Raw genomic sequence first — 26,133 nt, 5'->3', positions numbered from 1 at the left:
GTCTCCTTGTTATTGCGAGTGGTTACAAAGTTGCGAAGGGCAGACGAGCGGCCGCCTCTCCGCGCGGAGCGCTCGATACCATTCGTGTGGTTGGCTAGCAGAGAGGCTGAGTCCGATGGTTGCCGCGAAGCGTCTGACCGCAGCGGTCTGCACCGCTGCGTTGGCATGTCAGCCAGTCAGGGTGAAATCTCTTCCAGTGGTCGGTTGGTGGTCTCGGTCATTCGGGTTGCCGCGACAAGGCCGACTACGCAGACACCCGCAAACATCAGGAAGACGGTGGCAATACCCTGTCCCGTCAGCACCATGCCGACAACAGCGGGTGCGGTGGCGGAGGCAGCTCGTAGCCATGACGTTGCCAGGCCGGTTCCGATCGCACGGATACGCGTGGGATAGATTTCCGGCGTGTACAGGTACAGCAGCACCGTTGCCGAACCCATGACCGCATAGGCTGAGGAAGCCAGCAGCATGACCGACCAGGGACTGGTGGCCCCGGAGGCTCCAAGGACGGCGAGTAGGATGCCACTGACAATGAAACACCCCATGGCCCAGCGCCGACGACCCACGCGATCCACCGACAGCGCACAGACAAGAACGGCACAGGTGCTGAGTACGTTGGAGAGGGAGGCCATGTGCAGCGATTCCTGCAGTGGCAGGTGATAGACCGTCTTGTACAGGCTCGGCAACCAGTTGTTGATGCCATTCGCAACGAAATAGGAACTCGCCCACAGCAGCCATACCACCACCGTACGGCCACGATAAAACGGCGAGAACAGCTCCTTCCAGGTGCCCTTTTTCTGCGATTGGAGCCCTTCGTACAGTTCCGAGATACGCCGAGCCATCTCTGCGGCATTGTGCTGCGGATCAAGGTTTCGCTTGGGGGTGCTCGCTTCGATTTCGCCTATCACGCGCTCCGCGTCGTCGAAGCGGCCTTTGCCGATCAGCCATCGCGGTGATTCCGGCAACCGCATGATCAGCAGCGCTACGAGCAAGCCGGGAATCCCACCCACCAGGAACATGTACTCCCAGCCAAAGCGGGGGACCAGGAACGCGCCGACCTGGGCGGCCAGCATCAGGCCGATCGGGAAGATCAGTTCATAGAGGATGAAAAAGCGCCCACGCCCATGGGCCTGCGACAGCTCGTTGATATAGGTGGCTGCAACCGGTACCTCGCCGCCGACGCCAATGCCCTGGATGAAACGGCACATGAACAGCATCTGGAAGTTTCCCGTCAAGGCGCACGCTACGCTCATGACCGACATCAGGCCGACCGTCACAGTGGCGCTTGGTACCCGGCCAATGCGCTCGGCGAGCCATCCGAAGCATAGTGCACCGATGACCTGCCCAAGGTATCCGGCCGCAATCAGGATCCCGATATCTCGCGGCGACAGATGCCAGAGCCCCACCAGGACCGGCATGACGAACGCCAGTGAAAGCGCATCGAAGGCGTCGAACAGGGTGGCACTGCCCATGACAATGCGGGCCTTGGTGTGCCATCTGCTAAAGGGAACGTTCTCGATGCGAAAGAGCAGTTGCGCCGCCCGCTGCCGCGGATCAAATGGCGCACTGCTTGTTGTATCGCTTCTGCCACTGTTGTACATGGGTGCAACCGTAGTGGTGTCCATGCTGTCTCCAAGTTGACTGGCTCGTGGTGTGCGAGCACCGGCCATCTTTTTCTTATGTCGTCGGCTTCCACTGTCGGCATGGCCTTCTTGCTACCGGAGCTGCTGGAAACCCGTTGAGTGCGGGCCCTCCAGAAGGTCCAGTCAGCCTGATGCCTTGCGTTCCGCCCGTTTGTGCCGCCTTGCATGCTGGCTGCGGCATAACGGGAGAGGCCAATTCCCGGGCTCGAGACCCGGCGGGCACAGCCTTGTGGCTGCGCCTGCCATCGTTCAGCCTACGATGCCGGCGGCGCGCATCGCGTTGGCGATCTCAATGTCAGCACCCGGGGCGAGTGGCAGCAGCGGCGAGCGCACGGTGGCGTGTTCCAGGATGCCACGTGCCACCAGGGCGTGCTTGAGCGCCACAGTGCCTTCCATGTGCGAGCCGCGGTGGTAGACGTTCTTCGTGACCGGCAGCAGGCGATCGTGGATGGCGCGGGCGGCCTTGTAGTCCCGTGCCTTGCCGGCCTTGATCAGCTCGACCAGCAGTTCCGGTGCGATGTTGCCGTAGCCCACCAGCAGACCATCCACGTCAAACATGGTGTGCAGCAGGTATTCGTCGTGACAGCTCAGAATCTGCAAATCAGGGCGCTCGCGACGAATCACGGGGATCTCGGTGTCCCAGCGGCGCATGTTGCGCACGCCGTTCTTCATTGCGAACACGCCGGGCTGCGCCGCGATGTCGAGCTGGGTTTCCAGATCGTAGGTGCACTTGGTTGCATCGGGGTACTGGAACAGGATCAGCGGCAGCCCACTGGTCTCAAACACTTGGCGGTACTTGTCCTGAGGCGCGCCCTTCTGGTAGCCAAAGCGCAGCCAGCCGTGCGAGGGGTAGAGCAGGCCGGCGGACGCGCCCGCCTGGACCGCGCGCTTGGCTTCCTCGGCGGCTACCTCGGTCCCTTCCAACGTGATGCCGGCGATGATGGGAATGGCGCCATTGACTGCCTCGACGAAGGTTTCGATGACCTTCATCTGCTCCGCCTGCGTCAGAAAGGTGCCTTCGCCTGCGTGGCCGAGCACGGTCAGGCTCTTCACGCCATCGATGCTGCCGAGCCAAGCGCCCAGCTTCTTGCAGGCGGCGTAGTCCACCGCGCCGTCGCGGGTGAAGGGCGTAACGGGGGCAGGATTGAGGCCGCGGAGGTCGATGTCTTTCATGTCACTTCCTGTATGAGTATGGGGTTCACCGGGTGCCGGATGCTTTGCCCGGAGAGCCTGCCGCCGTTGGTGTCTCCATAACGGTGGCGGGCATGTGAGGCAGTCTAGGAGTCGCCATGTCATGCCGGAAGTGTCATGTTGGATATTTCAGATATACTGATTCCGTATAGCGTGGAAGCCAAGGCAAGCGATGGACTACTCCGCATGGAAACTGTTCCTGGCGGCTGCCGACTTGGGCAGTCTGAGCAAGGTGGCTCAGTCCTATGGCACGAGCCAGCCTCACGTCAGCCGTCAACTTAATGAACTTGAGCAGGAGTGCGGGGGGCGTCTGTTCCAGCGCACGGGTCGTGGGGTGGTGCTTACCGAATTCGGCGAGCGCGTGGCGCCCAAGGTCCGGGCGTGGGTGGCAGGCACGGACCAACTGCTCAACGACATCCACTCGACCTCAGGCAAGCCGATCGGCACGGTTCGTATCGGCATCCTGCCTTCCATGGCGCATCCACTGGTCAGTACGCTGTATTACCGCTTGAAGGAGCGCTACCCCCTGGTGCAACTCAGTGTGCGCGAGGGGCAAGGCGCACAACTGGAGAACTGGCTGGAAGCGGGACACGTCGATCTGGCTATTCTGTTCCGCCATAGTCCGATGCCAAAGCACGGCGACGTGTACCTGGTCGAAACTGCGACCTACCTTGTGGGCGCCGAGGGGGACAGCGTGACCGCCAACCCCACCGTACAGTTTTCCGCGCTGCACAATCTTCCCTTGGTAATGTTCTGCCGACCCAATAGCTGGCGCGACCGATTGGATCAATTGGCACTGGAGCATGGTGTTGCGCTGAATGTCGCAGTGGAGGCCGATTCGCTAAGCCTGCAGACCCATATCGTCGCCGACGGGGGCATGTATGCGCTGCTGGGGCCGTATGCGATTTCGAATGCCGGCCGAGATTGCCGCTTGCAGGCATCGAAGATCATCGATCCAGAAATCACTCGCCATATTGCGTTGGCCATGTCGCGCCACGGCGAACTCACGTTAGCGTGCCGCACAGTCATGCAGCTTGTTCGTGAGATTGCGCAATTCGGAGGGTCGGAGTCGACGGGGCGTGGCGTCGAGGTGTCAACTTGAGATTGGCTGCAATAAGTTCTCGACCCTGCTGCACGTCTGGCTTGAAATGCGTCTGCGCGCCTCGCGCTTAGTTGATGGCTGGAGTCTGAACGGAGACGGAGGACGTGTGGCGTGATTTAGCATTGCAGTCGCGGCGAAGGAAGGTACACGACCCCTATGTCCATGTCGCAACTATGTGTAGGTCGCGGTGAAGCGTATAGTCGAGTCCGCCGGCGGCGCGGGTTCTTGGATGGTTGATCATTGCACACCTGCGCATAGTTTCCGCTGCGGATCGACGGGGTGTCGTCACTTGAGAGGCTACGATGGCGGCCGCGGGCTGACGTGCCGAACCAGGGCATTACCTCGCGCCCGGCCAGCAGAACACCACGACCGCGTCAGCGTTATGGTGATTCCAAACCGAGGAAAAGGACGACGGCCGTTGCGTGATTGAAGCCTGCCGACACACGAAGCATCGATCATGGGCGTGGGATGCGGGCAGGCGGCTCAGACGAACGTTATAACTATGCGCAGGCATTGTCGCGGCAGGTCCCCACCATGGTGGCTCCAGCACCAATGATTGCACGCCATCTGCGCATAGTTATGACCTGAGCATAGGGGTCGCTATGTAGAGGTTTACATAGCGACCCGAAGCGTCCTTCGGGCACGCACAAAGTTACCAGCAGGCTTCCCGTGCGCAGCGACCGCCTGAACTTCGCGGTTACAGATCGTACGAATGACGCTTAATGGCCTGGGGGCGGGAATCCGAGAGATGTTGGCACGACCGCAAATGCCGTAACAACAATTTTGCGTCCCTGCTACGCATAGCTGGAGGGCGGCGGCGGTGGCGATGTAGTCGCGGGCGTGAACGTAGTAGCACCTGACGTCCTGCCAGACTAACGATTCAGCAATGTAGGGCCCTGGATCAGGCTAAAGGCGTTGAATTGCTCCAGCGCCTGGTTGACGTAGTCGGCTTCGGATAACTCAGGTCCCATGGCCGCTGCCGTGAGCCTGAGACTCGGGCTTTCGTCATATCGTGAGGTAAGGCGCCATTGGAAAATCGCCTTCATTATTCCGGCTGCACTCTGACATGACAAGACCACACGCCAGGATGATGGGTTCTCTGGCTCGAAGGTCGCCGGCTCGGCCGCTACACCGTCAGCTTCTCAGTGCCAATGCGCTTGGGGCGGCGTATGCACCGAAACTACGTGACCGGTGGGGCGGGGCGGCGTCCGGCCTGAACTCGTTTATGTGGGTCCGGCACTTTTCCGAGCGGGTATTTGCCGTGGCTCACCAACGGAGATGATTGCCTGCGTCCGACCCATCCGAGCGGTGAGACCCGGAACGCTCAGAACGAGGTCAGCATTGGCTCTCATTGGGGGTAGCGGAATCGGTCGCCACAGGCATCTCTGTCATACACGAGTTGAACTGCGACATAGGTAACGCGCACAGCTCGATCATCGCCCATAGTCATGAGCACGAAGAGCTGTTCGGCAATGTCGCTGCAGAATTCGTTGCGGAAGGCAAGCAGCCCAGGACGACCTGACCGAAACGGCCGTCCCGGTAGCACCGCTTGTCACGGGAAGGACGGCCACACTGCCATGCAATGTCAGTTGTATCCAAGCACCGCGACTGCGGCGACATCTGGCCGATCAATGGAATCCATCAACACCTCTGTGGGCTTCTTCAAAGGCTGCGACAACAGCGCGGTGTCCCCGCCTTGTGCCGGTCGCCCAGTGCAAATTGCCCGGTGTCTGCCGGTGATCGGAGGAAAAAAAATGGAATCGGAATTTACGGTGGCGATCATTTCATTTCCTTTGAAGACGAGGTCTCAGAAAGTTCGGAAGAGGGCGACCGATAGGCACCGACCGGCCGAGGCTCGTGGTGCGATGGCCGGGGCCGGTTGCGTTTGACAATCATGACGACGGCGAGGATCACCGGAGCAATCAATAGACCCTCGACGAGTTCCGGGTCGAATGGGAGTTTCAGGACGTGCAGGGCTTTTAACGCGGCCGCGGCGAGAGAGAGAACGTAGTAGGAGATCGCCGCTACTGACAGTCCCTCGACGGCATGCTGCAAGTGCAACTGGTTTTTCGAGGTACGGTCCAGCCCGGCAAGTAGTCGCGTGACGTCCCGCTCCTGGGCAAGATTGACGCGGGTTCGTAACAAGTCGACCGCGCGTGCCACCCGCGCCGCGATCTCTTCATGCCGCGTCCAGATGCTTTTGCACGTCTCCATGGCTGGAGTAAAGCGTCGCTCCATGAACTCCGTGACCATTGGCATCCCCTCGATTCGCTGTTCCCGCAACTCCTGGATTCGCGCCAGGACGAGCCGCTCGTATGCCCGCGATGCACTGAAACGTCCACCGTGTCCGGAAAACGATTCCACGCGGGCGGCCAGCTCGGTCAGCCTCACAAGCAAGGCGGCGTCGTCGTCTCCCGCATCGCGGGAGTTCATGCCATGCATGAGATCCTGCAGCGATGCTTGAATCTCGTCGAGATCGTTACCCAATCGCCGCGCTACCGGGAAGGCGAGCAGCGCCATCATGCGATAGGTTTCGATCTCGCACACGCGCTGCAGCAGCCTGCCGCCCTGTTCTTCGCGAAAATCCTGGTCGATCGCAAGGAAACGCATGTAGCCGTCGGATCCGATGCGCCAGTCGCTGAAGATCTTCCCGCCACCGAGCACATCGCTGCCGACGAGGATAGGGCCGACCATCCATTTGCGCAGATCGTCGCACGCGGAGTCAACTGCTCCTCCCGATATCAACTCCATGCGCAAGGCGTGGAATCGAAGCCCCGACATCATGTTGAGCCATCGGGCTGGAATGCCATTGATGGCGAGATCGTTGAAGTAGTCGAAATCGGTGCGGGAGGCAACGAATGTGAAGGTGGAAAACTCGGTATGGCGTTCCCACTTCAGGTGCCAGCCGAAGGCTGATGCCGTGGTGTAGTGCCGGACCCCATCGACTGGCGTGTTGATGCTTGTCTCAATACACAATGCGTGCAATAGTCGTTCATGGATCCCCGCATGGTTGTCAGCGTAGATGGCGTAGTGCGTCACCGAGGCGCTTCCATTCACGCGCAGGAACGGACGTGCATGCAATTCTGCGACCAGCGCGGCGCGCAGGGGATGGTCTGAAACGGATCCAAGGTCGACTGAGTTGTCCAATTTGTTCGGTAGAGGCGAGAACTTCAGTAGTAAAATATCGCATGCGTCTTTTAACAAAAACGCATAAAATTAATCGTTGACTCAGCATTTTTCAATGCAAATTAATGCACCTGATCACGACATTTTAGGACAGTCGTTGGAGAGTCACGGTCGGATAGGCAGTATTCGCCGAAGCGGGCGTCCCGGCGTGCCTGTATTCCTCAGCACGCCGGGACGGCAAACCGATGCCCGCGTGTGCCGGCATTCAAGCATCGATGTCTGACAACCCAGACGACGCTGCGCAAAGCGCGGACATCAGCAGTTTGTAAGGAGGCTGTGCATCGTTCTAGTGCCTCCTCGTCCGGAAACATCCTCATTTCCGCGGCGCTGCCTAAAGCGACAGCAATATCGAATTGAGACCCGGAAAAGAGTGCATGTCTTAGAAGATTCGCTAGGCGATTCTCGAGCATTAGCTCGTTGGCTTCCCGCGCCATAGCAACGTCACGCCGAATCCTCTTAACCGATGCTCTGATGTGATGCAGTATGTCGGAAGCAGTCGGTTGTCTGCTATTAGACACCACGCCCATCCGGCTTCCCGATTGAAATAGTGCCATACTGCCAAGCTCGAGGTTGCGTTGAACTATCACTCTCCGAGATACGCAGCGCGTACCTTAGGGTCGTCCAGCATTTTCTGCGCATTTCCATTTATCGTGATGAGCCCGGATTCCATCACATACCCCCGGTGGGCGGCCTGCAGCGCCAGGCGTGCATTCTGCTCAACGAGAAGAACAGGCACGCCCTGCGCCGAAACTTGGCGGATGACGTCAAAGATCTTCTCGACCATGATGGGAGAGAGACCCATCGAGGGCTCATCGAGCAGGAGAAGCTTAGGCCTGCTCATCAAGGCTCGAGCCATAGCCAGCATCTGTTGCTCGCCACCGGACATGGTTCCGGCCAACTGATTGGCTCGCTCCTTCAACCGTGGAAACGTCTCGAACATCCGCTCGATGTCATCTCTAATCCCGATGTGGTCGTCTCGGGTATATGCACCCATCTGCAGGTTCTCGACGATTGTCATGCGCGAGAAGACTCCGCGGCCTTCAGGGACCATGACAAGGCCCTGCTTGAGCAACGTGAAGCCCGGCACGCCTCTGATCGATTTGCCAAGGTACTGGATATCGCCGCCGGCCCACGATTGCAGGCCTGTGATCGCCTTCATCGTTGTAGTCTTGCCCGCACCATTTGCGCCAATGAGCGTCACCAACTCGCCATCCCGAATCTCGAGATCAACGCCCTTGACGGCCTGGATACCGCCGTAGGCGACCTTCAACGCCGATATCTTCAAAATGATTGGTTTCATTTGCGTGTTCCTTCTCAATGCGCCGCCGCACCGAGGTAAGCTTCGATTACTGCTGGATTGCTCTTTACTTCCTGGGGAAGCCCTTGAGCAATCACTCGTCCGTAGTCCAATACCGAAATTCGACTGCAAAGGCCCATCATCATCTTGACGTCGTGCTCAATGAGAAGAATCGTTTTCCCGTCATCGCGAATTTTCTCCAGCAATCCGCGCAACTCAATTTTCTCGGTTGCGTTCATCCCCGCTGCCGGTTCGTCCAAGGCAAGGAGCTTGGGGTCCGTGGCAAGAGCACGGGCAATTTCTAGACGACGCTGATGGCCATACGAAAGATTGCGCGAAGTAAAGTTGGCATACTTTCCGATGCCAACGTAGTCGAGAAGATGATGGGCCAATTCCTCAATAGCCAGTTCTTCGTACCGAACTGAACGCGGTCGAAGGATGGCCCCGAGCACGCCAGCTTTAGTGCGAACGTGCCGTCCGACCATTACGTTCTCTAACGCGGTCATGTCCCCGAACAGACGGATGTTCTGGAACGTCCGGGCAATGCCCGTTCTTGCCACCTGGTGTACCGCAGTTGGCTGATAGGCATCGCCTCCTAGCTTGAACTCTCCGGAATCGGGAGCGTAGAGGCCAGTGATGACGTTGAAGAACGTCGTCTTGCCTGCACCGTTCGGACCAATAAGGCCGTAGATTTCCCCGGCTCTGATCTTTAAGCCGACATCCGACAGGGCCTGTAGCCCGCCGAAACGCTTGTTAGCTCCCTTAACTGAGAGAAGGTACTCGGAATTGCTCATGTCGAATTTCCTAATCAGAAACGGCCAACACTGTCTGCACGACGCAGCACGGGGCGGTCTTCCTTTCTCGGCGACGGCCAGAGACCCGCCGGGCGATAAAGCATCACAATGACCAAAGCGAGACCAAACATCAGTTGGCGAAGCACCTCCGCTTCGATGACGACGTGGCCAAACAGGCCCGTTTGGATGGGCTCTGCAACGACGCGCAACAGTTCCTGAAAGCCTACCAACAATACTGCACCAAGAATGACGCCTGGGATGTGGCCCATACCGCCAAGGACCACTATGGCGAGGATGTAAATCGATTCCCAGAGGCTGAACGACTCTGGAGACACGAATCCTTGGAATGCGCTGAACACCGCTCCGGACGCCCCACCAAAAGAGGCGCCCATCGCGAAGGCTAGGAGCTTCATGTTTCTCGTATTAATGCCCATCGCCTTGGCCGCAATCTCGTCCTCGCGGATTGCGACCCACGCGCGTCCGATACGGGAGTTTTGAAGGCGCACGCAGATGAAGATGACTACCATTACCAGGATCACGAGGAGGTAGTAATACAGGAAGACTGACGTGAGCTTGTAGCCGAAGATCTCGTGTGACGTTGAGAAGTCGAAGCCGAAGATGCGAATGGGGTCTACGGCGGTGATTCCCTTGGGACCATTGGTGATATTCACTGGACGGTCTAGGTTATTCATGAAGATGCGGATGATCTCGCCGAAGCCCAGCGTAACGATAGCAAGGTAGTCACCGCGCAATTTCAGCGTTGGGGCGCCTAGAAGTGCTCCAAAGGTAGCCGCTACGAGGATGGCGGCTGGCAACACCACCCACATCGAAATGTGCATGCCATCCGGGAACAACTGGGCAATCCACTCGAACTGGCTTGCCAGGTGAGGAGACCCGAGCAAAGCCATGCTGTAGGCGCCTACAGCATAAAAGGCAATATAGCCAAGGTCCAGCAGACCGGCGAAGCCTACAACGATGTTTAGGCCCAGCGCTAGCATGATATAGAGCAGCGCAAAGTCCAAGACGCGTACCCAATAGGTTCCACCAGCCATTTGTATAAGGAATGGCGCGACGACCGCAAGCGCAAGTAGCGCAAGCAAGGCGGAGGAGGTCTTGGTTGGTACTTGCGAGGGTGCCGGCAGTGCGGCAGAGGGAGTTTGAGTATTCATAGCTTCCTTTGGCTCAGGCGCGGTCAGCGACACGTTCACCCATGATGCCGGCCGGGCGGAGGACGAGGACGACAATCAGGACGATGAAGGCGAAGACGTCTTGGTAGTTGGAGCCGAAGACCCCGTTCGTCAGGTCACCGATGTATCCGGCTCCCAGGGCTTCAATAAGGCCCAAAAGCATTCCCCCTACCATTGCGCCGGCCAGGTTCCCGATTCCGCCAAGCACTGCAGCTGTGAAGGCTTTTAGTCCTGGAATGAATCCCATATAGAAGTGGGCATTGCCGTAGTTTGTGGCCATCATGATTCCAGCCAGGGCTGCCAAAGTTGCGCCAATCATGAAAGTCGCCGTGATGACGAAATTCGGATTTACACCCATAAGACCGGCGACGCGAGGATTCTCAGCCGTAGCACGCATTGCACGACCGAGTTTCGTACGATTCACCAGAGTAAGCAGACCGGCCATTACCATTACTGCCAAGCCAATAATGACTAGTTCCTTGCCTGTGATGGTGGCACCGGTCGAGGCGACGGAAATGGGCTCAGACGGAAGGAGCTGAGGAAAGGTTAGCGGGTTCCGCGACCAAATCAGCATGCCCACAGTCTGGAGAATGATTGAAACGCCAATAGCGGTAATAAGCGGAGCCAAGCGAGGCGCATTTCGTAATGGTCGATATGCGACGCGCTCGATGACACTGGCGAGAAGAGCGCAGATTGGCATGGAAATCAGTGTGGCTAGGACAAGCGTCAGCCAATCAGGGAGACTTGGAACAAGCGCCTTCAGGCCAGTGATGGCAGATAGGGCTGTCAGCGCACCAATCATTAGTACGTCGCCATGGGCGAAGTTGATGATGCCGAGAATCCCATAGACCATCGTATAGCCGAGGGCGATGAGCGCATATATGCTGCCCAGCACCAGCCCATTGATAAGTTGCTGAATCAGAACATCCATATCGAATCCAAATGTCATCAGCTTTGGGCGGTGAACCCTGACGCTGGCAACGAAGGTATCTGGCCTTGGGCGTGCTGCCCGACGGCACGCGCGACATCCTGGGCCTGTGGATCGAGAGCACCGAAGGCGCCAAGTTCTGGATGAAGGTGTTCAACGACCTGAAGATCCGTGGCACGCAGGACATCCTGATTGCAGTGACCGACGGGCTCAAGGGCATGGAACAGGCCCTGAACGCGGTGTTCCCGGCCACGACGCTACAGACCTGCATCGTGCATCTGATCCGAAACAGCTTGAGCTACGCCGGTTGGAAAGAGCGCCGGACCGTGGCTGCGGCGCTTAAGCCCGTGTACACCGCGCCCACTGTTGAGGCGGCGCTGGCCGAACTGGCGGCGTTCGAGCAGAGCGAATGGGCTAAGAAATACCCCCCGATCGCCGCGTCCTGGCGTCGCGCCTGGGATCAGGTGATCCCGTTCTTTACATTCCCACCGGCGATCCGCAAGATCATCTACACGACGAACGCGATCGAGAGCATCAACGCGCAACTACGTAAGATCATCAAGACTCGGGGGCACTTCCCCAGTGACGAGGCGGCAACGAAGCTGCTATGGCTGGCCCTGCGCAACATCACCGGTAAGTGGGGCAGCTCAACGCATGACTGGAAGGCTGCCATGAACCAGTTTGCGATTCTCTATGAGGAACGCTTTACCCACCCGCATCACTGAGATAATGCTGGCTCACCGGTTAAGTCGACGGTGCGCCTTTAACTGCCCTGAACACAAAAACGCTGACAGGCCCCGTTCGCCAGTCTCTCATGGACCGTTGCCACAAACTCCGTGCCTACTACCAGCGCCGGCATGAGAGAAAAACTGAACGTTGTCACTGCGACGTTGCGCGAGTAGTCGAGTCGCTTGACCGAGCCTGCTTCAAAAGATGTGTCGCGATCCGGCCCCGGCGGCTGCACCACCACGTGCCCAGCATTCAAGTACCGAGCGATCGTCAATTCTCCTTGTGCTAACGCACTCTTGCTCCAGACCGCCGAAACGAAGCGCTCCTCATACAGAACCTCCACAGGGTGGTCTGCCGACACCAGTCCCCGCGGAATAATCAACAAGTCCGCCTCACCACGCTCAAGTGCTCGTTGAGGATTGGAAACATGCGGAAGGAGATCAAATTGCGCCCTTGAGCGTTGTTCTGTCGCGATGGACAGAATTTTTGGCATAAGAACGGCTTGAGTGTAATCAGATGCAAAGATCCGGAAGATTCGAGTCGTCTCACTCGGAATGAAATCCGGCTGCATTGCAATCGTACTGTCGACCCGCAGCAGTACGTCTCGTACTGCTGTGTGCAGCCCCTCGGCGCGGGGAGTAGGTTCCATTTTGCGTCCGACTTGCACCAGAAGCTCGTCATCGAAGTAGTCACGCAGGCGACCCAGTGCGCTGCTCATCGCGGAGGGACTCATATGCAAGCGCTCGGCAGCCCGAGTGATGCTGCGCTCCACAAGCAGAGCATCCAGCGCAACCAACAAGTTCAAATCCAGACGATTGAAGCGCATAAGGGTTTACCTTAAATGATTCCACGGAATCGAATTGTCGCATCCATTGAAACGATTTTTCGGGTGGGTGGTGCAAGTATAAGCTTTGCACCAGATCAAAACGAAGTTAGGAGACTACATGTTCCCGGTCCGAGCGCTCCGCGCTCTTTTGCCTTTGGCAACCGCGTCCGCACACACAAGCCGGACAACAGCGAGCAATGGATGGCGCGCTGGACGCCTTCTCAATCTGCTCGGAATTGTTGGTGCTGCGTGGTGCGTAACCGCTGGTGCGCAGGTGGCCCCGGCTCCACAACTTTCTTCCGGCACTCGCCTGATCACGCTTGGCACGCAAGGCGGTCCTCTCCCGGCAGGACACCGCGCCCAGCCCGCAAATGCCGTGCTTTTACAGGGGCGCGTCTATCTGGTGGATGCGGGAAATGGCGTGGTGCAGCAACTCAGACTTGCGGGGATCGACTATCGCCGCATCGACCAGATCTTCATCACCCATAACCATGACGACCACAATGCCGACTGGGGCACGCTAATGGGCCTGCAGTGGAGTACCGGACGTCGGAAAGCAGTGCATGTGTATGGACCGGCCGGCACTGAGTCAATGCTCCAGGGGTATCTCAGGTATTTCGAGCCAAATGCGCGCATTCGTATGTCCGACGCGAAGATTTCCCAGGCACCCGAGTCCCTCTTCAAAGCGAGTGACATCCGTGGCGCCGGGCTCGTGTATCAGGATGACCTGATCAAGGTAACGGCCATCGAAAATTGCCACTTTCACTTTGAATCGGGCTCGCCTGCGGCATTAGACCAGGACAAATCATGGGCATTTCGCTTCCAGACGCCAGATCGCGTGATCGTGTTTAGCGGCGACACCGGTAAGTGCGCGAACATGACCGAGTTTGCCAAGGATGCCGACATCCTCGTGCATGAAGTAATCAGCCTTCCCCTGATTGAGGACAGCCTGAAGAAATTCATGAGCTCGCAACCGGGAAAGTCTCCTCCTGGGCTGCTTGAAAGTCTTATGCGGCATATGGCCGAGGATCACACCGTTCCTGAGGACATCGGGCGGCTGGCGCAAGCAGGCCATGTGAAGAAGGTCGTTCTCACCCATGTCGTCCCCGGCCGCGATACCGATCCGGATACCGCCTATACGGACGGCGTGTCGAAGTTCTACAAGGGCCCGGTAGTTCTGGCCCGCGATCTGATGGAGTTTTAAACGTGTTTCGCTACTTCCCGACCAACTACGTATGGAACTTGTCCATCGACCTCGCGATCGAGATGGGTGCCCGCATCGGTGAGATCGAGGAGATGTGCGCGCCATTGCAGGACGCAGCGCGTCAACCCGACGCAGCCGGCACCCAGGCATTCCGCGAGACGTGGGAAAGGATGGCCGACAAGCTTTGCGGCCTTGCCGAGGAAGACGAGTCGGCGGGTCGCGTGCTTTCCGCCGGCGAAAAGTATAACCGTGCTGCTATCTACTACCTGACTTGCGAGCGACTCCAGGCCCATAACGCTCCGGGCCGTCTGGAACTGTATCAGCGCTTTCTTGCGGTTTTCGGTCGAGGCATCGGCCTTTCCAGAGAAAACTGCGAGCGGATCGAGATTCCATACGAAGGCGGACATCTGTCGGCGCTCTATGTTCGTGCCGAGGGCGTCGTCGGCCGTGCGCCGATCCTCTTGCAGGTCAATGGCCTGGATTCCACGAAGGAAATGAAGTACCGCGTAGGGCTGCCCGCGTGGCTCGCCAAACGTGGTGTCGCGTCCCTGATCATTGACCAGCCGGGCACCGGCGAGGCCCTGCGCCTGCAAGGCATGACGGCACGCTTTGACAGTGAACACTGGGCAAGCCGCGTGGTTGACTGGCTGGAGGCGCGCGAAGACGTTGACCCGAAGCGCATCGGCATGGAGGGTGTTTCGCTTGGCGGGTACTACTGTCCGCGGGCCGTTGCATTCGAGCCGCGCTTCGCATGCGGGGTGGTCTGGGGGGCCAATCACGACTGGCGCGACGTCCAGAAGCGGCGCCTGGAAAAGGAGGGCAGCTTTCCCGTTCCGCATTACTGGGCGCACGTACGCTGGGTGTGGGGCGCGAAGGACATTGACGACTTCATGAAGATCGCCGAGGACGTTCACCTCGACGGCATTCTTGACCGCATCAAGGTGCCCTTCCTCGTGACGCACGGCGAGAAGGACTCGCAAATCCCGCTCAAGTGGGCACAACGCACCTACGAGCAACTCATCAACAGTCCCAAGCGCGAACTGAAAATTTTTACAGAGCGCGAGGGTGGGGTACAGCACTCGAGCTTCGATAACAGTATCAACGCTGGCCAATACATTGCCGACTGGGTCGCCGAGACGCTCGGCGGCCACGTAGCCTAAGTGGAGTATCAATATGAAAATCATTGGACCGGACGCGCTGATCTTCGGTGTAGACGACCTTGAAGGGTGCGCGCAGTATCTAGTCGACTATGGCCTCTTTGACCAAGGCGACGGTCGATTTGCGGCGCTCGACGGCACAGGCATCATTCTTAAGCGCTCGGATGAGCCTGACCTCCCGCCGGCCTTGCCTACCGGCAGCCTGCTGAGGAAAACAATCTACGGCGTCGCCGACACCGCGACGCTTGACGCCATCGCAGCCGAATTGCAGCGCGACCGCGAGGTTCGCCGACTTCTCGATGGTTCGATCGAGGCTGTCGACGACATGGGATTCGTTCTCGGCTTCCAGCTCACTGTGCGCAAGCCGTTAAACATGGCGGCGGAGTTATCGAACGCTCCTGGCGCGGCCGTTCGCCGAGGTATCAATGTAATTGGCGCCTCGCAGAATGAGCCGGCGTTACCCAGGACGCTGTCCCATGTAGTCTATTTCGTCCCTGACGCAGCGCGCGCCGAAGCCTTCTACGAGCGCCTCGGTTTCGTGACGACGGATCGGTTCACGGGTGTTGGTCCCTTCATGCGACCCGCAGGCACTGAAGACCATCACACCATCTTCATGATCCAGACGCCTCCGCATATGAAAGGCGTGGAGCATTTCACGTTCCACATGGGCGGCCCAACGGAAGTCCTGCTGGCAGGCACGCGCTTTGCGGAAAAGGGATATCAGTCCTTCTGGGGCCCGGGGCGCCACAAGTTCGGCTCGAACTGGTTCTGGTACTTCAACAGCCCGCTCGGATGTCACGTCGAGTACGACGCCGACATGGATCTTCATGATGAAGCGTGGACTGCACGAGAGGCGCCAATGAGTGCCGATGCGTCCCAGATTTTCCTGTTTCAGCACCGGCAAAAATGGGCCCCTGGCGGACCGCCTTCCAAGCCATAGGCGGAATCGACCGTGCCGTCCGAACAGCCAGGCATACGCCTGTTTCATACCGGGGAGCTGGACCGGTGGCAGGAAGGCGGCTCCCGCGGGTTTGATCCCGGTGGAACGGGCCGGGATACGGTCTTCGTTGTTCGGCGTGGGGGCCTGCATGCCTATGTGAACTCCTGCCCTCACTGGCCCGGGACACCTCTCGCCTGGCGGAAGGACAAATACCTTGATGCGGATGGGGGACACATCGTCTGCAGCGCCCACGGTGCCCGGTTTTCTATCGCCACTGGCGTTTGCGTATCCGGCCCCTGCATGGGCCAAGGTCTTACGCCGCTGGCGCTCATTCAATCCGATGATGGCGAGATCTGCCTCGCAAATCTGGACTTAAAGAATACGAGATCATGACCTCGCGTGCTAAGCACATCCTTATTATCGGCGGCGGCTTCTCCGGCATGTCCGCGGCAATCCAGTTGCGCAAGCTGGGCATGTCCGTCGATCTCGTGGAGATCGATGGCGGATGGCGTTCCTATGGGGCAGGTATCAGCCTCGGGGGCGCAACGCTTCGCGCGTTCCGTACCTTGGGCGTTCTCGAAGAATTCCTGCGGGAGGGCAGTGCGTCAGACGGAATGGAACTGTATCGTTCCGACGGTACGCCAATCGCCACGCTTCCAACCCCCCGCATCGCCGGACCGGACATACCAGGCGGCGGAGCGATCATGCGACCGACGCTGGCCCGCATTCTTGCGGACGCAACGAGGGCTTCGGGTGCCAGGGTCACGCTCGGGTGCACGTTCACTTCGATCGAGGAGGGCGCCGAAGGCGTCGAAGTCCGGTTCACCGATGGGAAACGGGAGCGCTACGACTTGATCATTGGCGCGGACGGTCTCTACTCTAATACCCGGGAGCGACTTTTTCCGAATGCACCGAAACCGCAATACAGTGGTCAGGGCGTATGGCGTGCGGTTCTTCCGCGTCCGCCGGAAGTCAAGACCGCAATGATGTGGGTCGGCGGCAAGGTCAAGCCGGGCATCAATCCGGTGTCGACCACAAAGATGTACATGTTTATTACGGAAAATCGTCGGAACAATGAGCACATTGATCCCGCCGATTTTCCCCGCCTCATGTCGGAACTCATTGCCGATTTCACGGCGCCCATTATTCAGCAGATGCGCGGTCATTTGCAGTCCGCCGATGCCCAGATCATCTATCGGCCGCTTGAAGGATTGCTCATGCCCCAGCCATGGTATGCCGGCCGCGTGGTCCTGATTGGAGATGCCATCCACGCAACCACGCCGCATCTGGCTTCTGGAGCCTGCATCGGCATCGAGGACGCAGTTGTGCTCGCCGAGGAATTAGGCCGGCAGCAGGAACTGGGCGAGGCGCTGCAGGCGTTTCAGAACCGCCGTTGGGACAGATGCAGCATGGTGGTCCGGAACTCCGCGCGACTCGGAGAGATCGAGATCAACGGAGGCGATAAGGAAGAGCATGCGCGGATCATGCGCGACTCAATGATGGCTCTTGCAGCGACGATCTAGCCGGTTGCCTCGACAGAACACAATTATTTGATAGGAGACGCACAAGATGACGAGCACCGAACGCTGGCCAGGGCGCTTTGCCCTGATGGTCGCGCACTGCGCCGGCATGATCGATCTCGTGGCACTGCCAGTCTGGGTCGGGACGTTGATCGACTCCTTCCACTTCGACGCGCAACAGGCTGGCGGCCTTGCTACCCTGTTCCTGTCCGGAGCCGTTGCAAGCAGCCTGTTTTTTGCGCCCAGACTGCACCGAATCAAGGGCAGGACGGCGGCCTGCCTCGGATATGGCATTGCGGCGCTGGCTTTCGGCTGCGTCGCCCTGACCAATTCCTACGCGGTCATGGCGGTGTTCCACGTGCTCGCGGGGGCATCGGCTTCCTGCGGCCTGACTTTCACGCACGGCACAATTGCACGCAGCACCAATCCTCATCGCCTGTTCGCGATCGTCGGCACGGCACTCGGCCTTTTCGCCATCGCCTTCCTTGGAGGCGTCCCGCATCTTGTCGCGGCAACGGGCGGGGCGTCCCTGTTCATGCTGTTTGGCGGGATCATGGCCCTTGCCGCGGTCGTGTGTCTGGCGCTATTTCCATCCCCGCAATGTTCGACCAAGGCTGCGCCTGGTGGGGACGCAGCGCGTGCCGCGATCGATTCCTCGGTTTGGTTCTGCGTGGCGGGCATCGGCAGTATTGCGCTCGTGCAGGCGATGGTTTTCAGCTTCGTCGAACGCATCGGAACGGATCGGGGCTTCGGTCTGGCTGCGGTGACCGGCGTGCTGATCGCACTCGGGGTAGTCAATCTGTTTCCCGCGGCGGCTGCAGCGGTCCTTGAGCATCGCATCTCGCGCAGAACCGTGGTTAGCATCGGTCCGGGGGTTCAGGCCGTGCTGGCACTGGCAATCTCGCAAAGCTCCACGTTCGCCCCATTTGCCGCAGGCACGATTTTCTTCGCGGCGACGATGATCTTCACCCACACCTTCGCATTCGGGCTCGTTGCCAGTCTCGATAGGACCGGACGGGTGTTGGCGGCTACTCCAGCAATGCTCATGGTGGGAGCAGCCATTGGTCCGATTTTGGGGGGGACACTGATCAAGCATGCCGGATACGGCAGCGTGGGAATTGCAGCGGTGGTTATCGATGTCATCGCCATCTTTTGCTTCGCACGCATTCGACAACGCGATGCCTCCTTTGTGCACATCGCCTGACGCAGAGAGAGATCATGATTGCGAAAACAAAGCACTGGTTTATTGACCTTTCCATTTATCTTGAGAACGACGTGCTATCGGATCCCCCGCCGCTGGCGCCAAAAATCACCTATCAGAAGCACGCTGAGACCGTACACGAGTTCATGGCAATGCTTCCAGGTACGGTGCCGGAGGACTTCCCGGACGGTGAGGCCGCCGCCGCGGAATGGGTAACGCTCACGACTCATAATGGTACGCATCTGGACGCGCCATACCATTTCCATTCGACAATGGATGCCAAACTCGGCAAAAAACGCGCGTCGATGACGATCGATGAAGTGCCGCTGGAATGGTGTTTTCAATCGGCTGTCAAACTCGATTTCCGTCACTTTCCCGACGGCTACGTTGCGACCGCGGCGGATGTCGAGGCGGAGTTGCAGCGCATTGGATATGTTCTCCAGCCCCTGGACATCGTACTCGTCAATACACGTGCCGGCTCGCGCTATGGCCAGAGCGACTATCTCCAGGCGGGTTGCGGCATGGGATACGAAGCGACGATGTATCTGCTCGAGCACGGTGTCCGGCTGACCGGAACGGATGCCTGGAGTTGGGACGCACCGTTTTCCTATACAGCCAGGAAGATCGCCGAGACTGGCAACAAGGCTCTCATCTGGGAAGGGCACAAGGCCGGCCGCGACATTGGGTATTGCCACCTCGAGAAACTCCATAACCTTGAGGCGCTTCCGCCCAGCGGCTTCATCGTAAGCTGCTTTCCGCACAAGATTCGCGGTGCCTCCGCGGGCTGGACGCGCGCGGTGGCAATCCTGAATGCGCCGCAATAGCGCGATCCCCTGATGCTGTGAACATTTTTTGCCGGCGATCGCTGGCTAGCCCGGCCGCAGCGCGGCCGCGGCGTCTTGCACCCATCAACTATAAAACGGGAGACAAATATTATGAAAGAGGTCATCACATCGGTGGTGTTCCTTTCTGCTGCCTATGCACTGCCTGCATCGGCCGAGTCGGCAGTGACCATCTACGGGATTCTCGACGAGGGGATCCAATATTCGAGCGTCACGAATCAAGGCAGCCTGACACAAATGCTGCCGATCGCGCACGTACCGTCGCGGATCGGCTTCTTGGGTAAGGAAGATCTGGGAAGTGGTTTGAGTGCAGTGTTCCGGCTGGAGCAAGGGCTCGCGTTGGATACCGGCAGCCAGATTCCTTCGACGCGCCTGTTCGGGCGAGCCGCATATGTCGGCCTGAACTCGAACTCGCTGGGTGAACTCCGCCTCGGCCGCGATTACGCGCTGATGCAGATCGAGCTGGGGCGATACGACTTGGATCACCTGTCGCCATATTCGCCGGCGCTGGCGGCGCAGCAATCCAACTTCGATCAGACGTCGCAAGACAACATGATCAAGTACATCAGTCCGAGTTGGCATGGCTTCTCCGCGCAAGGGACGCTTGCGTTAGGGGAGCGTGCGGCGGTTCTTCCGGCTGCGGGCCCGCAGATTGTCGGACCCGGCATTACCCGAAACGGCTATGGGGCGATGATTGAATACGAAGGCGAGTCGTTCGGCGGAGGGATTGCCTATCAGAGCCGAAGTCAATCCCTGAATGCAGGCGGTGAAGCCAATCAAAAGCTGATCGCCGCGGGGGGGATTTACAAGTTCTCGAAGGTCGATATCGGCGGCATGTTCTGGCAGCAACGTAACGACCTGTCAAACGGACGAACCCCCGTGACCAATGTCTGGATGCTGGGAGCAGTCTGGAAAGTAATGCCTGCCCTGGAACTCGTCGGCCAATTTGGCTGGGCAAACGACAACGGGATGGTGTACTCAACCGGGGCCACGAAAGCCAAAGGCTCGAATACCTGGCTCAATCTTGGCGCGACGTATCGCTTTTCCAAGCGGACAGCAATCTACACGCGTATCGGGCGAATCACCGATGACGATGGAGGCTTCAACGGCCGGCCGAACCTGGCAGCCCCGTCGGTGCAAGCTACTCCGCTCCCCACTGGGAGATCCGCACGCGCGATCACGGTCGGCCTTCGCCATCGCTTCTGAGAAACTGAATATGAGATTCGCCACATTGAAGAATGACACGCGTGATGGGCAGCTCGTGCTCGTTTCACGTGATCTGACGTCGGCACTTGCCGTGCCGGGCGTGGCCACTTCCCTGCTCGACGCATTGGAGCGCTGGGAGGATGTCGCCCCCGAACTGCAGTCTATTTCCGACGAGTTGAATGGAGGGCGCGTGGTGCAGGCGATGGCGTTCGATCCGCGAAATTGTGCGGCGCCGCTGCCGCGCAGTCCGCAATGGTGCGATGCATCGGCCTTCCTCAATCACGGCAGACTAATGGAGAGCGCATTCAATACTCCCCCCATCCCTGATTTTGAAATGATTCCCGTGATGTACCAGGGCGCGAGCGATGATTTTCTCGGGCCGGCCGAAGATGTTCCTTTGCCTTCCGAAGCGGACGGTATCGATTTCGAAGGCGAATTTGGCGTCATCGTTGGTCCGGTCAGGATGTCGGCCCTGCCTGACGAGGCGCTGAAAGCCGTGCGCCTCATCGTTCAGGTTAACGATTGGAGTCTCAGGTCACTCGGGCCACGCGAGATGAAGTCGGGCTTTGGGTTTCTTCAGGCAAAGCCTTCCACCAGTTTCGCGCCTGTGGCCGTAACGCCCGATGAACTCGGGGATGCCTGGCGCGATGGCAGGGTCCACATGAGGTTGCACGTTTCCTGGAACGGAGAGCTTCTTGGGGAGCCACATGGCGGTGAGATGAATTTCTGCTTTGGGCAACTTGTCGCCCACGCGGCCAGAACCCGTCGGCTTAGTGCAGGCACCATCATCGGGTCCGGGACCGTTTCCAATGTGTCTCGCTCAGCAGGGTCAGCTTGCATCGCCGAGCGACGCGTCATCGAAATGATTGAAAACGGTTCTCCTTCGACACCATTCATGCGCTTTCGGGATCGGGTTCGCATGGAAGCTTGCTTCGAGGACGGGCGGTGCGGCCCTTTTGGAATCATTGACCAGCAGGTAGTCGCGGCGCGCTGAGACTCGGCACGCTGATTGTGAATTCCGATCTGGCGCGTTGCGACAGACGAAAAATTCGAGATGATCAAGTGAAAATTCAAAATAGATGTGGCCTATTAAACAGCCTGCTGGCGATTTTCATAGTAATTGCCGGGTTGGCTGGTTGCGGGGGAGGGGATCAGGGAAATGTGAAGACCGCATTCGCCACGATCCACAACTTCGTCGTGCCTGACCCACTGACCGGTGATGACGGCCTGCCTCCAAATTCGCTTTCCCCGCTAAGATACGGTGCCCCAGCATTGCATCTTGATCTTGCCGGCAATGGCATAGAGGAACATGCGGCGACGATCTCCTACTTCGATGGCAAGTACTACATGTACGGAGAGAAGTGGGCGTGCGGAGCCCTGGTTTTCTTCTCTGGCGGAGGCACACCGCCTTCGTATCCTGCCGGAGACTATGGGGGTGACTGCGGCCTTACGGCCTATTCATCCGCGGACCTGACAAATTGGAAGCGTGAGTCCCTCTACCAGCCAACTGTAAATAGTGGCAGGCCAAGCAAACCACAAGTGCACTGGAGCCCCGGTCTCCAGAAGTATGTCCTTTGGTTCAAGGCTGGTGAAAACCTGTCACGCACTGGCGGCCTCTACTATGCAATTGGCGACACTCCCGTGGGTCCGTGGGGTGTTGCTAAAGTGGCGAGTGGCGACTATCTCGCTCACGACTTCGATATCGCGGTCGGTCCTGACGGGGCGGCGTATATCTTAACTGATATGTTTTCGGGGCAATACGATGCTAGTTCGCCCAGTGGCAAACGTCCTTTGTGGGATGTGTGGGTGCAACGGCTTAACAAAGACATGACCGGCACGGTCGGAACGCCCGAGACGCAAGTCAGACTCATGCATGCCGTGGACTTCGAGGCGGTAGGCTTCTTCGAGCACGACGGTCATTGGTACATCTCTGGCGGTCCCACTTGCGGGAACTGCCAGGTACCGATTCAGTATGTCAGTGCGCCTGCTGCGCTTGGACCGTGGAGCAATGAGACCGGCGACACGGGGGCCGCGCTTACCGCCGGTACGGAGATCTCGGCCGATGGATGCACCGGCCAGAGCAAGGGTGCCAACATGCTGCCATCGGCTGACGGCCCGGTCGTACTCGGCGCTGTCTGGGGCTATCGAACTGGCCCAACGAACTTGACCTCAAACGGCAAGGTCATACATGGCGACAATAGCCAATCGATTTCGAGTACCTATTGGTTCCCCATAGAGTTTGATGGGCAGCATCGAGTCAAGCACTTGAACTGCGCGGCCAGCGTTTCGGTGCCATTGGCAGATACGGCAAGTCATGCGGTCGATGCGCCGGCGAAGTACCAGCCAGATTGCCGCATTCGCAACAACGCCATGATCGAGCAGAAATGGACTATCTCCGCAGACAGCAGTGGCTCGCTGCAAATTCCGGTGTTCCAGCGCACTGATGACAAGGGCCCTTATAATCAAGCCGGTCCGATCATGGATGCTCCGCTTGTCATCAGTGTCGAATTGGCGAATGGAACGAAGAGGAGTGTGTCGATCAATCCTCAGGACATTTCCTGGTCGCCTGAGACAGTTACGGTACCGCTAGGCGGCGCGGATCTGAGGGGTACCGAAGCGAAAGTCACACTGGCCACAGCCGCGACCAATGGCTGTTATGGGGTAGTTGCCGGCTCGACGGCTAACGGCGCAAGCACCGCAAATGCGTATTCCGCAACTGTCAATGGCGTAACAAAGGCCGCCCCTAACGCCAGCTTGTACTTCAAAGACCAGGCTCAGTAGTTGGCATGGGCACGAGGCGTAACCGCTCCGCCCTATCTGGCTAGCGCAGCAGCACTCAAGCTTGCATCCGTAAAGATTATTGCGGATGCAAGCTTGATGCAAGAAACGAATAAGGGGTGCACAGCCCCTCATTCTTTGTTTGGGCGATACCTATTACATGGCATTCTCGCGATAAATTGCTTCCGCCCCCGGGCGCCGTGTCAGCGTTCGTCGGGAAGCTGGCTGTTCGGATTGTCTCCGGCTGCCCGTGAACCGCGTTTGCACGCTGACTGTAACGTGGACATCGCTGCGATTGTAAACCGTGGCTTGGATCGGCCCATCATGAACCGCTCGCCTTTCGGAGCTCAATGACCGATTGCAGGGTAGAGCCGCCGATTGAATGTCGGACGGGCGGCATTGTCAAATGGCGGCTTCTGGCCCGACTACGGCCCGACGCTGAACACAACCGAGTGCACGGGCAGTTGCCCTATCCACGATCAGGCCAACGGGGACCCCTTCAAGAACGAGGGGACTGCTCTGACATAAGCCCGTTAGGCTAACCTTGCCGCCCCCGCCATCCGGAACTGTTGGAGTTTTCGGTCAAAAAGAGTTCAGGAGGAATTCCCGCAGCCAAGGGGTCTCGGCCGCCGCAATTCGGAGCTGCTGCGCGGCTGCTAAATGCCTGATTGAGAAAGGAAATCTCGGCGGTCATCCGGAACTATCCGGTGTGTCAATCCGTAACTGTTGTACCTTGCCACATCCGCATCACGATGCCCGTGGCTTGCGCCGATCGAGGGGGCCAGCCGTTCTCCGCTGAACCCCTGACGCTGCCGCTTCAGCAACCGGTATAAACGGCCTCGCGGCGCTCGGAAAAGGCCGCGATACCCTCGTGCGAGTCGCGCGTCATCAGCAGTTGCCGCTGAAGCGCGGCTTCTTCATGCAGCGAGTCTTCCAGCCCTGTGTCGTAGCCAGCGAGCACCGCGCGGCGCGCTGCGACGACAGCAAGCGGGCCATTGGCTGCAATCTGGCGCGCAATCGCCAGCGTCGCCTGTTCCAGTGAATCGGCTGGCACGAGTTCCGTGACCAGCCCGTAGTTCAGGGCGAAGTTCGCGTCAAAGGTGTCGCCAGTCAGGATCATCCGCATGGCCACGCCCAGTCCGGCAACTTTGGTCAGCCGTTGGGTGCCGCCGCCACCGGGCAGGATTCCCAAGCGTACCTCAGGCAATCCGAAGCGGGCGTTTGGCGTGCCGATGCGGATATCGCAGGCCAGCGCCAGTTCAAGGCCTCCCGCCACGCAATAACCGTCGATGGCGGCAATCGTCGGCTTGACGATGTCGTGCGCCCCGGTCATTCCACCGAAACTAATGACCGATGTGGGCATCTCGCTGGCTGCGATCTCGCGCCGGTACGGCAGGTAGTCGCCGATATCCGCGCCGGTGCAGAAGGCGCGTCCACCCGTGCCGGACAGGATGGCTACCCGTAGCCTGGGATCTTCGTTATAGCGCTGCCAGGCGTTCGCTAACGCCTGGTCGTGTGCAACGTCCAGCGCGTTGTGGCGATCGGGACGGTTGATGGCGATATGGGCGATGGTGTTGTCGATGACGTGGAAGTCGATGGGCATGGCTTGGGTTCCGCAGAATGCAATGTTGAGGTTGAAGGGGCCGCTCAGCGCGGCCCGCGTGGAATGGGTTTGAGGACGCCGCGCTCGATCCACGCGAGCAGCACGTTCATCGCGACGCCGATCACCGCAACGACGAACAGCACCGCGAACACGGCTGGAGCGTCGAAGTCGCGTTGGGCGGACAGCAGCGTGCACCCGATGCCTGGTTGCGTGGCCAGCATCTCCACAAGCATGGTGACGATGATCGCCAACGGCACCGCAACGCGCAGTCCGGCCATCACGGCCGGCATGAGGGATGGCGCGTAGATGTTTCTCAACCGGCTCCAGCGTGAAAGCCGCAGGGTACGACCGGTGTTGACGAGTGTGGGATGCATGGTCCGCGTCGCTTGCTGGACATTGAGCAGCACCGGCCAGAGGGTCGCGAGCGCCACGACCGATACGGCCATGCCTGCGCTGCTCCCCACCAGCAGCATCGCGACGGGCACGACGGTCGGGGGTGGAATAGATCGCAGAAACTCAAGCGTGGGTGCCAGGGTGTCCGAGGCGGCTCGCCGTACGCCGAGTGTCGCGCCGATGGCGGTGCCGGTTACACCGGCCACCAGCACCGACAGCAGCACGGTCGTCAGCGTGGCCAGCACGGCCGATGTCAGTTCGCCAGTTGCCATCATCGCGGCGCCCTGTGCCAGCCACGCTTGTGGCGGCGGCGCGACCAGTGAATCCGGATCGCCAAGCGCTGCCCACGCACACAGGAGCGCCGCCGGCACGGCCAGACCCGCTAACGATTGATACGGCTTGTTCATAG

22 protein-coding genes and 1 pseudogene are annotated in these 26,133 nt (G+C 59.1%); 12 read left to right on the top strand and 11 right to left on the bottom strand.

The window, feature by feature from the left end; genetic code table 11:
* Positions 1-176: 176 nt before the first annotated feature.
* Both ACIGJB_RS27130 and ACIGJB_RS27125 read right to left on the bottom strand, forming a co-directional pair.
* Complete coding sequence (locus tag ACIGJB_RS27130; protein ID WP_483734674.1) at positions 177-1,598, bottom strand: MFS transporter; 1,422 nt, start codon at positions 1,596-1,598, stop codon at positions 177-179.
* 291 nt (positions 1,599-1,889) lie between these two features.
* The gene (locus ACIGJB_RS27125) at positions 1,890-2,813 is read right to left on the bottom strand and encodes a dihydrodipicolinate synthase family protein (RefSeq protein WP_058697654.1); all 924 of its coding nucleotides are present in this window, start codon (positions 2,811-2,813) and stop codon (positions 1,890-1,892) included.
* Between the two features lie 190 nt (positions 2,814-3,003).
* Between ACIGJB_RS27125 and ACIGJB_RS27120 the strand changes: the two genes are divergently transcribed.
* Complete coding sequence (locus tag ACIGJB_RS27120) at positions 3,004-3,933, top strand: LysR family transcriptional regulator (RefSeq protein ID WP_483733057.1); 930 nt, start codon at positions 3,004-3,006, stop codon at positions 3,931-3,933.
* Between the two features lie 1,585 nt (positions 3,934-5,518).
* Here the strand turns inward: ACIGJB_RS27120 and ACIGJB_RS27115 are convergent.
* The 6 genes from ACIGJB_RS27115 to ACIGJB_RS27090 all read right to left on the bottom strand — a co-directional run bounded on the left by ACIGJB_RS27115 (position 5,519) and on the right by ACIGJB_RS27090 (position 11,328).
* The gene (locus ACIGJB_RS27115) at positions 5,519-5,716 is read right to left on the bottom strand and encodes a hypothetical protein (RefSeq protein WP_483733056.1); all 198 of its coding nucleotides are present in this window, start codon (positions 5,714-5,716) and stop codon (positions 5,519-5,521) included.
* The gene (locus ACIGJB_RS27110) at positions 5,713-7,080 is read right to left on the bottom strand and encodes a DUF3422 family protein (protein ID WP_483733055.1); all 1,368 of its coding nucleotides are present in this window, start codon (positions 7,078-7,080) and stop codon (positions 5,713-5,715) included. Before ACIGJB_RS27110 ends, ACIGJB_RS27115 begins: the two co-directional genes overlap by 4 nt.
* A 622-nt stretch (positions 7,081-7,702) precedes the next feature.
* Positions 7,703-8,419, bottom strand: coding sequence for an ABC transporter ATP-binding protein (locus ACIGJB_RS27105; RefSeq protein WP_483733054.1), 717 nt, complete (start codon positions 8,417-8,419; stop codon positions 7,703-7,705).
* A 14-nt stretch (positions 8,420-8,433) separates the two neighbouring features.
* On the bottom strand, positions 8,434-9,210 hold the full coding sequence (locus ACIGJB_RS27100) for an ABC transporter ATP-binding protein (protein ID WP_483733053.1): 777 nt from the start codon (positions 9,208-9,210) through the stop codon (positions 8,434-8,436).
* Positions 9,211-9,224: 14 nt separating this feature from the next.
* The gene (locus ACIGJB_RS27095) at positions 9,225-10,379 is read right to left on the bottom strand and encodes an ABC transporter permease subunit (protein WP_483734673.1); all 1,155 of its coding nucleotides are present in this window, start codon (positions 10,377-10,379) and stop codon (positions 9,225-9,227) included.
* Between the two features lie 13 nt (positions 10,380-10,392).
* On the bottom strand, positions 10,393-11,328 hold the full coding sequence (locus tag ACIGJB_RS27090) for a branched-chain amino acid ABC transporter permease (RefSeq protein ID WP_483733052.1): 936 nt from the start codon (positions 11,326-11,328) through the stop codon (positions 10,393-10,395).
* 56 nt (positions 11,329-11,384) lie between these two features.
* Here ACIGJB_RS27090 and ACIGJB_RS27085 point away from each other — a divergent pair.
* Positions 11,385-12,050: pseudogene (locus ACIGJB_RS27085) on the top strand (IS256 family transposase); the annotation flags it as partial.
* A 38-nt stretch (positions 12,051-12,088) separates the two neighbouring features.
* On the opposite strand, the gene ACIGJB_RS27080 reads toward ACIGJB_RS27085, so the two are convergent.
* Positions 12,089-12,880, bottom strand: coding sequence for a LysR family transcriptional regulator (locus ACIGJB_RS27080; RefSeq protein ID WP_483733051.1), 792 nt, complete (start codon positions 12,878-12,880; stop codon positions 12,089-12,091).
* 118 nt (positions 12,881-12,998) lie between these two features.
* On the opposite strand from ACIGJB_RS27080, the gene ACIGJB_RS27075 reads away from it, so the two are divergent.
* The 10 genes from ACIGJB_RS27075 to ACIGJB_RS27030 all read left to right on the top strand — a co-directional run bounded on the left by ACIGJB_RS27075 (position 12,999) and on the right by ACIGJB_RS27030 (position 23,731).
* Positions 12,999-14,084, top strand: coding sequence for an MBL fold metallo-hydrolase (locus ACIGJB_RS27075; RefSeq protein ID WP_483733050.1), 1,086 nt, complete (start codon positions 12,999-13,001; stop codon positions 14,082-14,084).
* 2 nt (positions 14,085-14,086) lie between these two features.
* Entirely contained in the window at positions 14,087-15,244 is a 1,158-nt protein-coding gene (locus ACIGJB_RS27070; protein WP_483733049.1) for an alpha/beta hydrolase family protein, read from the top strand.
* 13 nt (positions 15,245-15,257) lie between these two features.
* Positions 15,258-16,181 carry a VOC family protein gene (locus ACIGJB_RS27065; RefSeq protein ID WP_483733048.1) on the top strand — a complete coding sequence of 308 codons (924 nt, stop codon included), beginning with the start codon at positions 15,258-15,260 and terminating at the stop codon, positions 16,179-16,181.
* Between the two features lie 12 nt (positions 16,182-16,193).
* Complete coding sequence (locus ACIGJB_RS27060) at positions 16,194-16,574, top strand: Rieske (2Fe-2S) protein (protein ID WP_483733047.1); 381 nt, start codon at positions 16,194-16,196, stop codon at positions 16,572-16,574.
* Positions 16,571-17,704, top strand: a complete 1,134-nt coding sequence (locus ACIGJB_RS27055) for an FAD-dependent oxidoreductase (RefSeq protein WP_483733046.1) — start codon at positions 16,571-16,573, stop codon at positions 17,702-17,704. The genes ACIGJB_RS27060 and ACIGJB_RS27055 overlap by 4 nt, the downstream gene beginning before the upstream one ends.
* 46 nt (positions 17,705-17,750) lie before the next feature.
* Entirely contained in the window at positions 17,751-18,905 is a 1,155-nt protein-coding gene (locus ACIGJB_RS27050) for an MFS transporter (RefSeq protein ID WP_483733045.1), read from the top strand.
* Between the two features lie 14 nt (positions 18,906-18,919).
* On the top strand, positions 18,920-19,726 hold the full coding sequence (locus ACIGJB_RS27045) for a cyclase family protein (RefSeq protein WP_483733044.1): 807 nt from the start codon (positions 18,920-18,922) through the stop codon (positions 19,724-19,726).
* 111 nt (positions 19,727-19,837) lie between these two features.
* Positions 19,838-20,950 carry a porin gene (locus ACIGJB_RS27040; RefSeq protein WP_483733043.1) on the top strand — a complete coding sequence of 371 codons (1,113 nt, stop codon included), beginning with the start codon at positions 19,838-19,840 and terminating at the stop codon, positions 20,948-20,950.
* 10 nt (positions 20,951-20,960) lie between these two features.
* A complete protein-coding gene (locus ACIGJB_RS27035; RefSeq protein WP_483733042.1) occupies positions 20,961-21,944 on the top strand; it encodes a fumarylacetoacetate hydrolase family protein in 984 nt (327 codons plus the stop codon).
* Positions 21,945-21,961: 17 nt separating this feature from the next.
* The gene (locus ACIGJB_RS27030) at positions 21,962-23,731 is read left to right on the top strand and encodes a family 43 glycosylhydrolase (protein WP_483733041.1); all 1,770 of its coding nucleotides are present in this window, start codon (positions 21,962-21,964) and stop codon (positions 23,729-23,731) included.
* 814 nt (positions 23,732-24,545) lie between these two features.
* On the opposite strand, the gene ACIGJB_RS27025 is transcribed toward ACIGJB_RS27030, so the two are convergent.
* Positions 24,546-25,331, bottom strand: a complete 786-nt coding sequence (locus ACIGJB_RS27025; protein ID WP_483733040.1) for an enoyl-CoA hydratase/isomerase family protein — start codon at positions 25,329-25,331, stop codon at positions 24,546-24,548.
* A 44-nt stretch (positions 25,332-25,375) separates the two neighbouring features.
* Positions 25,376-26,131 (bottom strand): ABC transporter permease, encoded by a 756-nt coding sequence (locus ACIGJB_RS27020; protein ID WP_483733039.1) that lies wholly within the window; start codon positions 26,129-26,131, stop codon positions 25,376-25,378.
* Positions 26,132-26,133 lie beyond the last annotated feature (2 nt).

This window comes from Cupriavidus sp. C2SS-8b (genome assembly GCF_057073745.1).
Note: the sequence above shows the minus strand (reverse complement) of the source record. Positions and strands in the feature narration are given on the sequence as shown.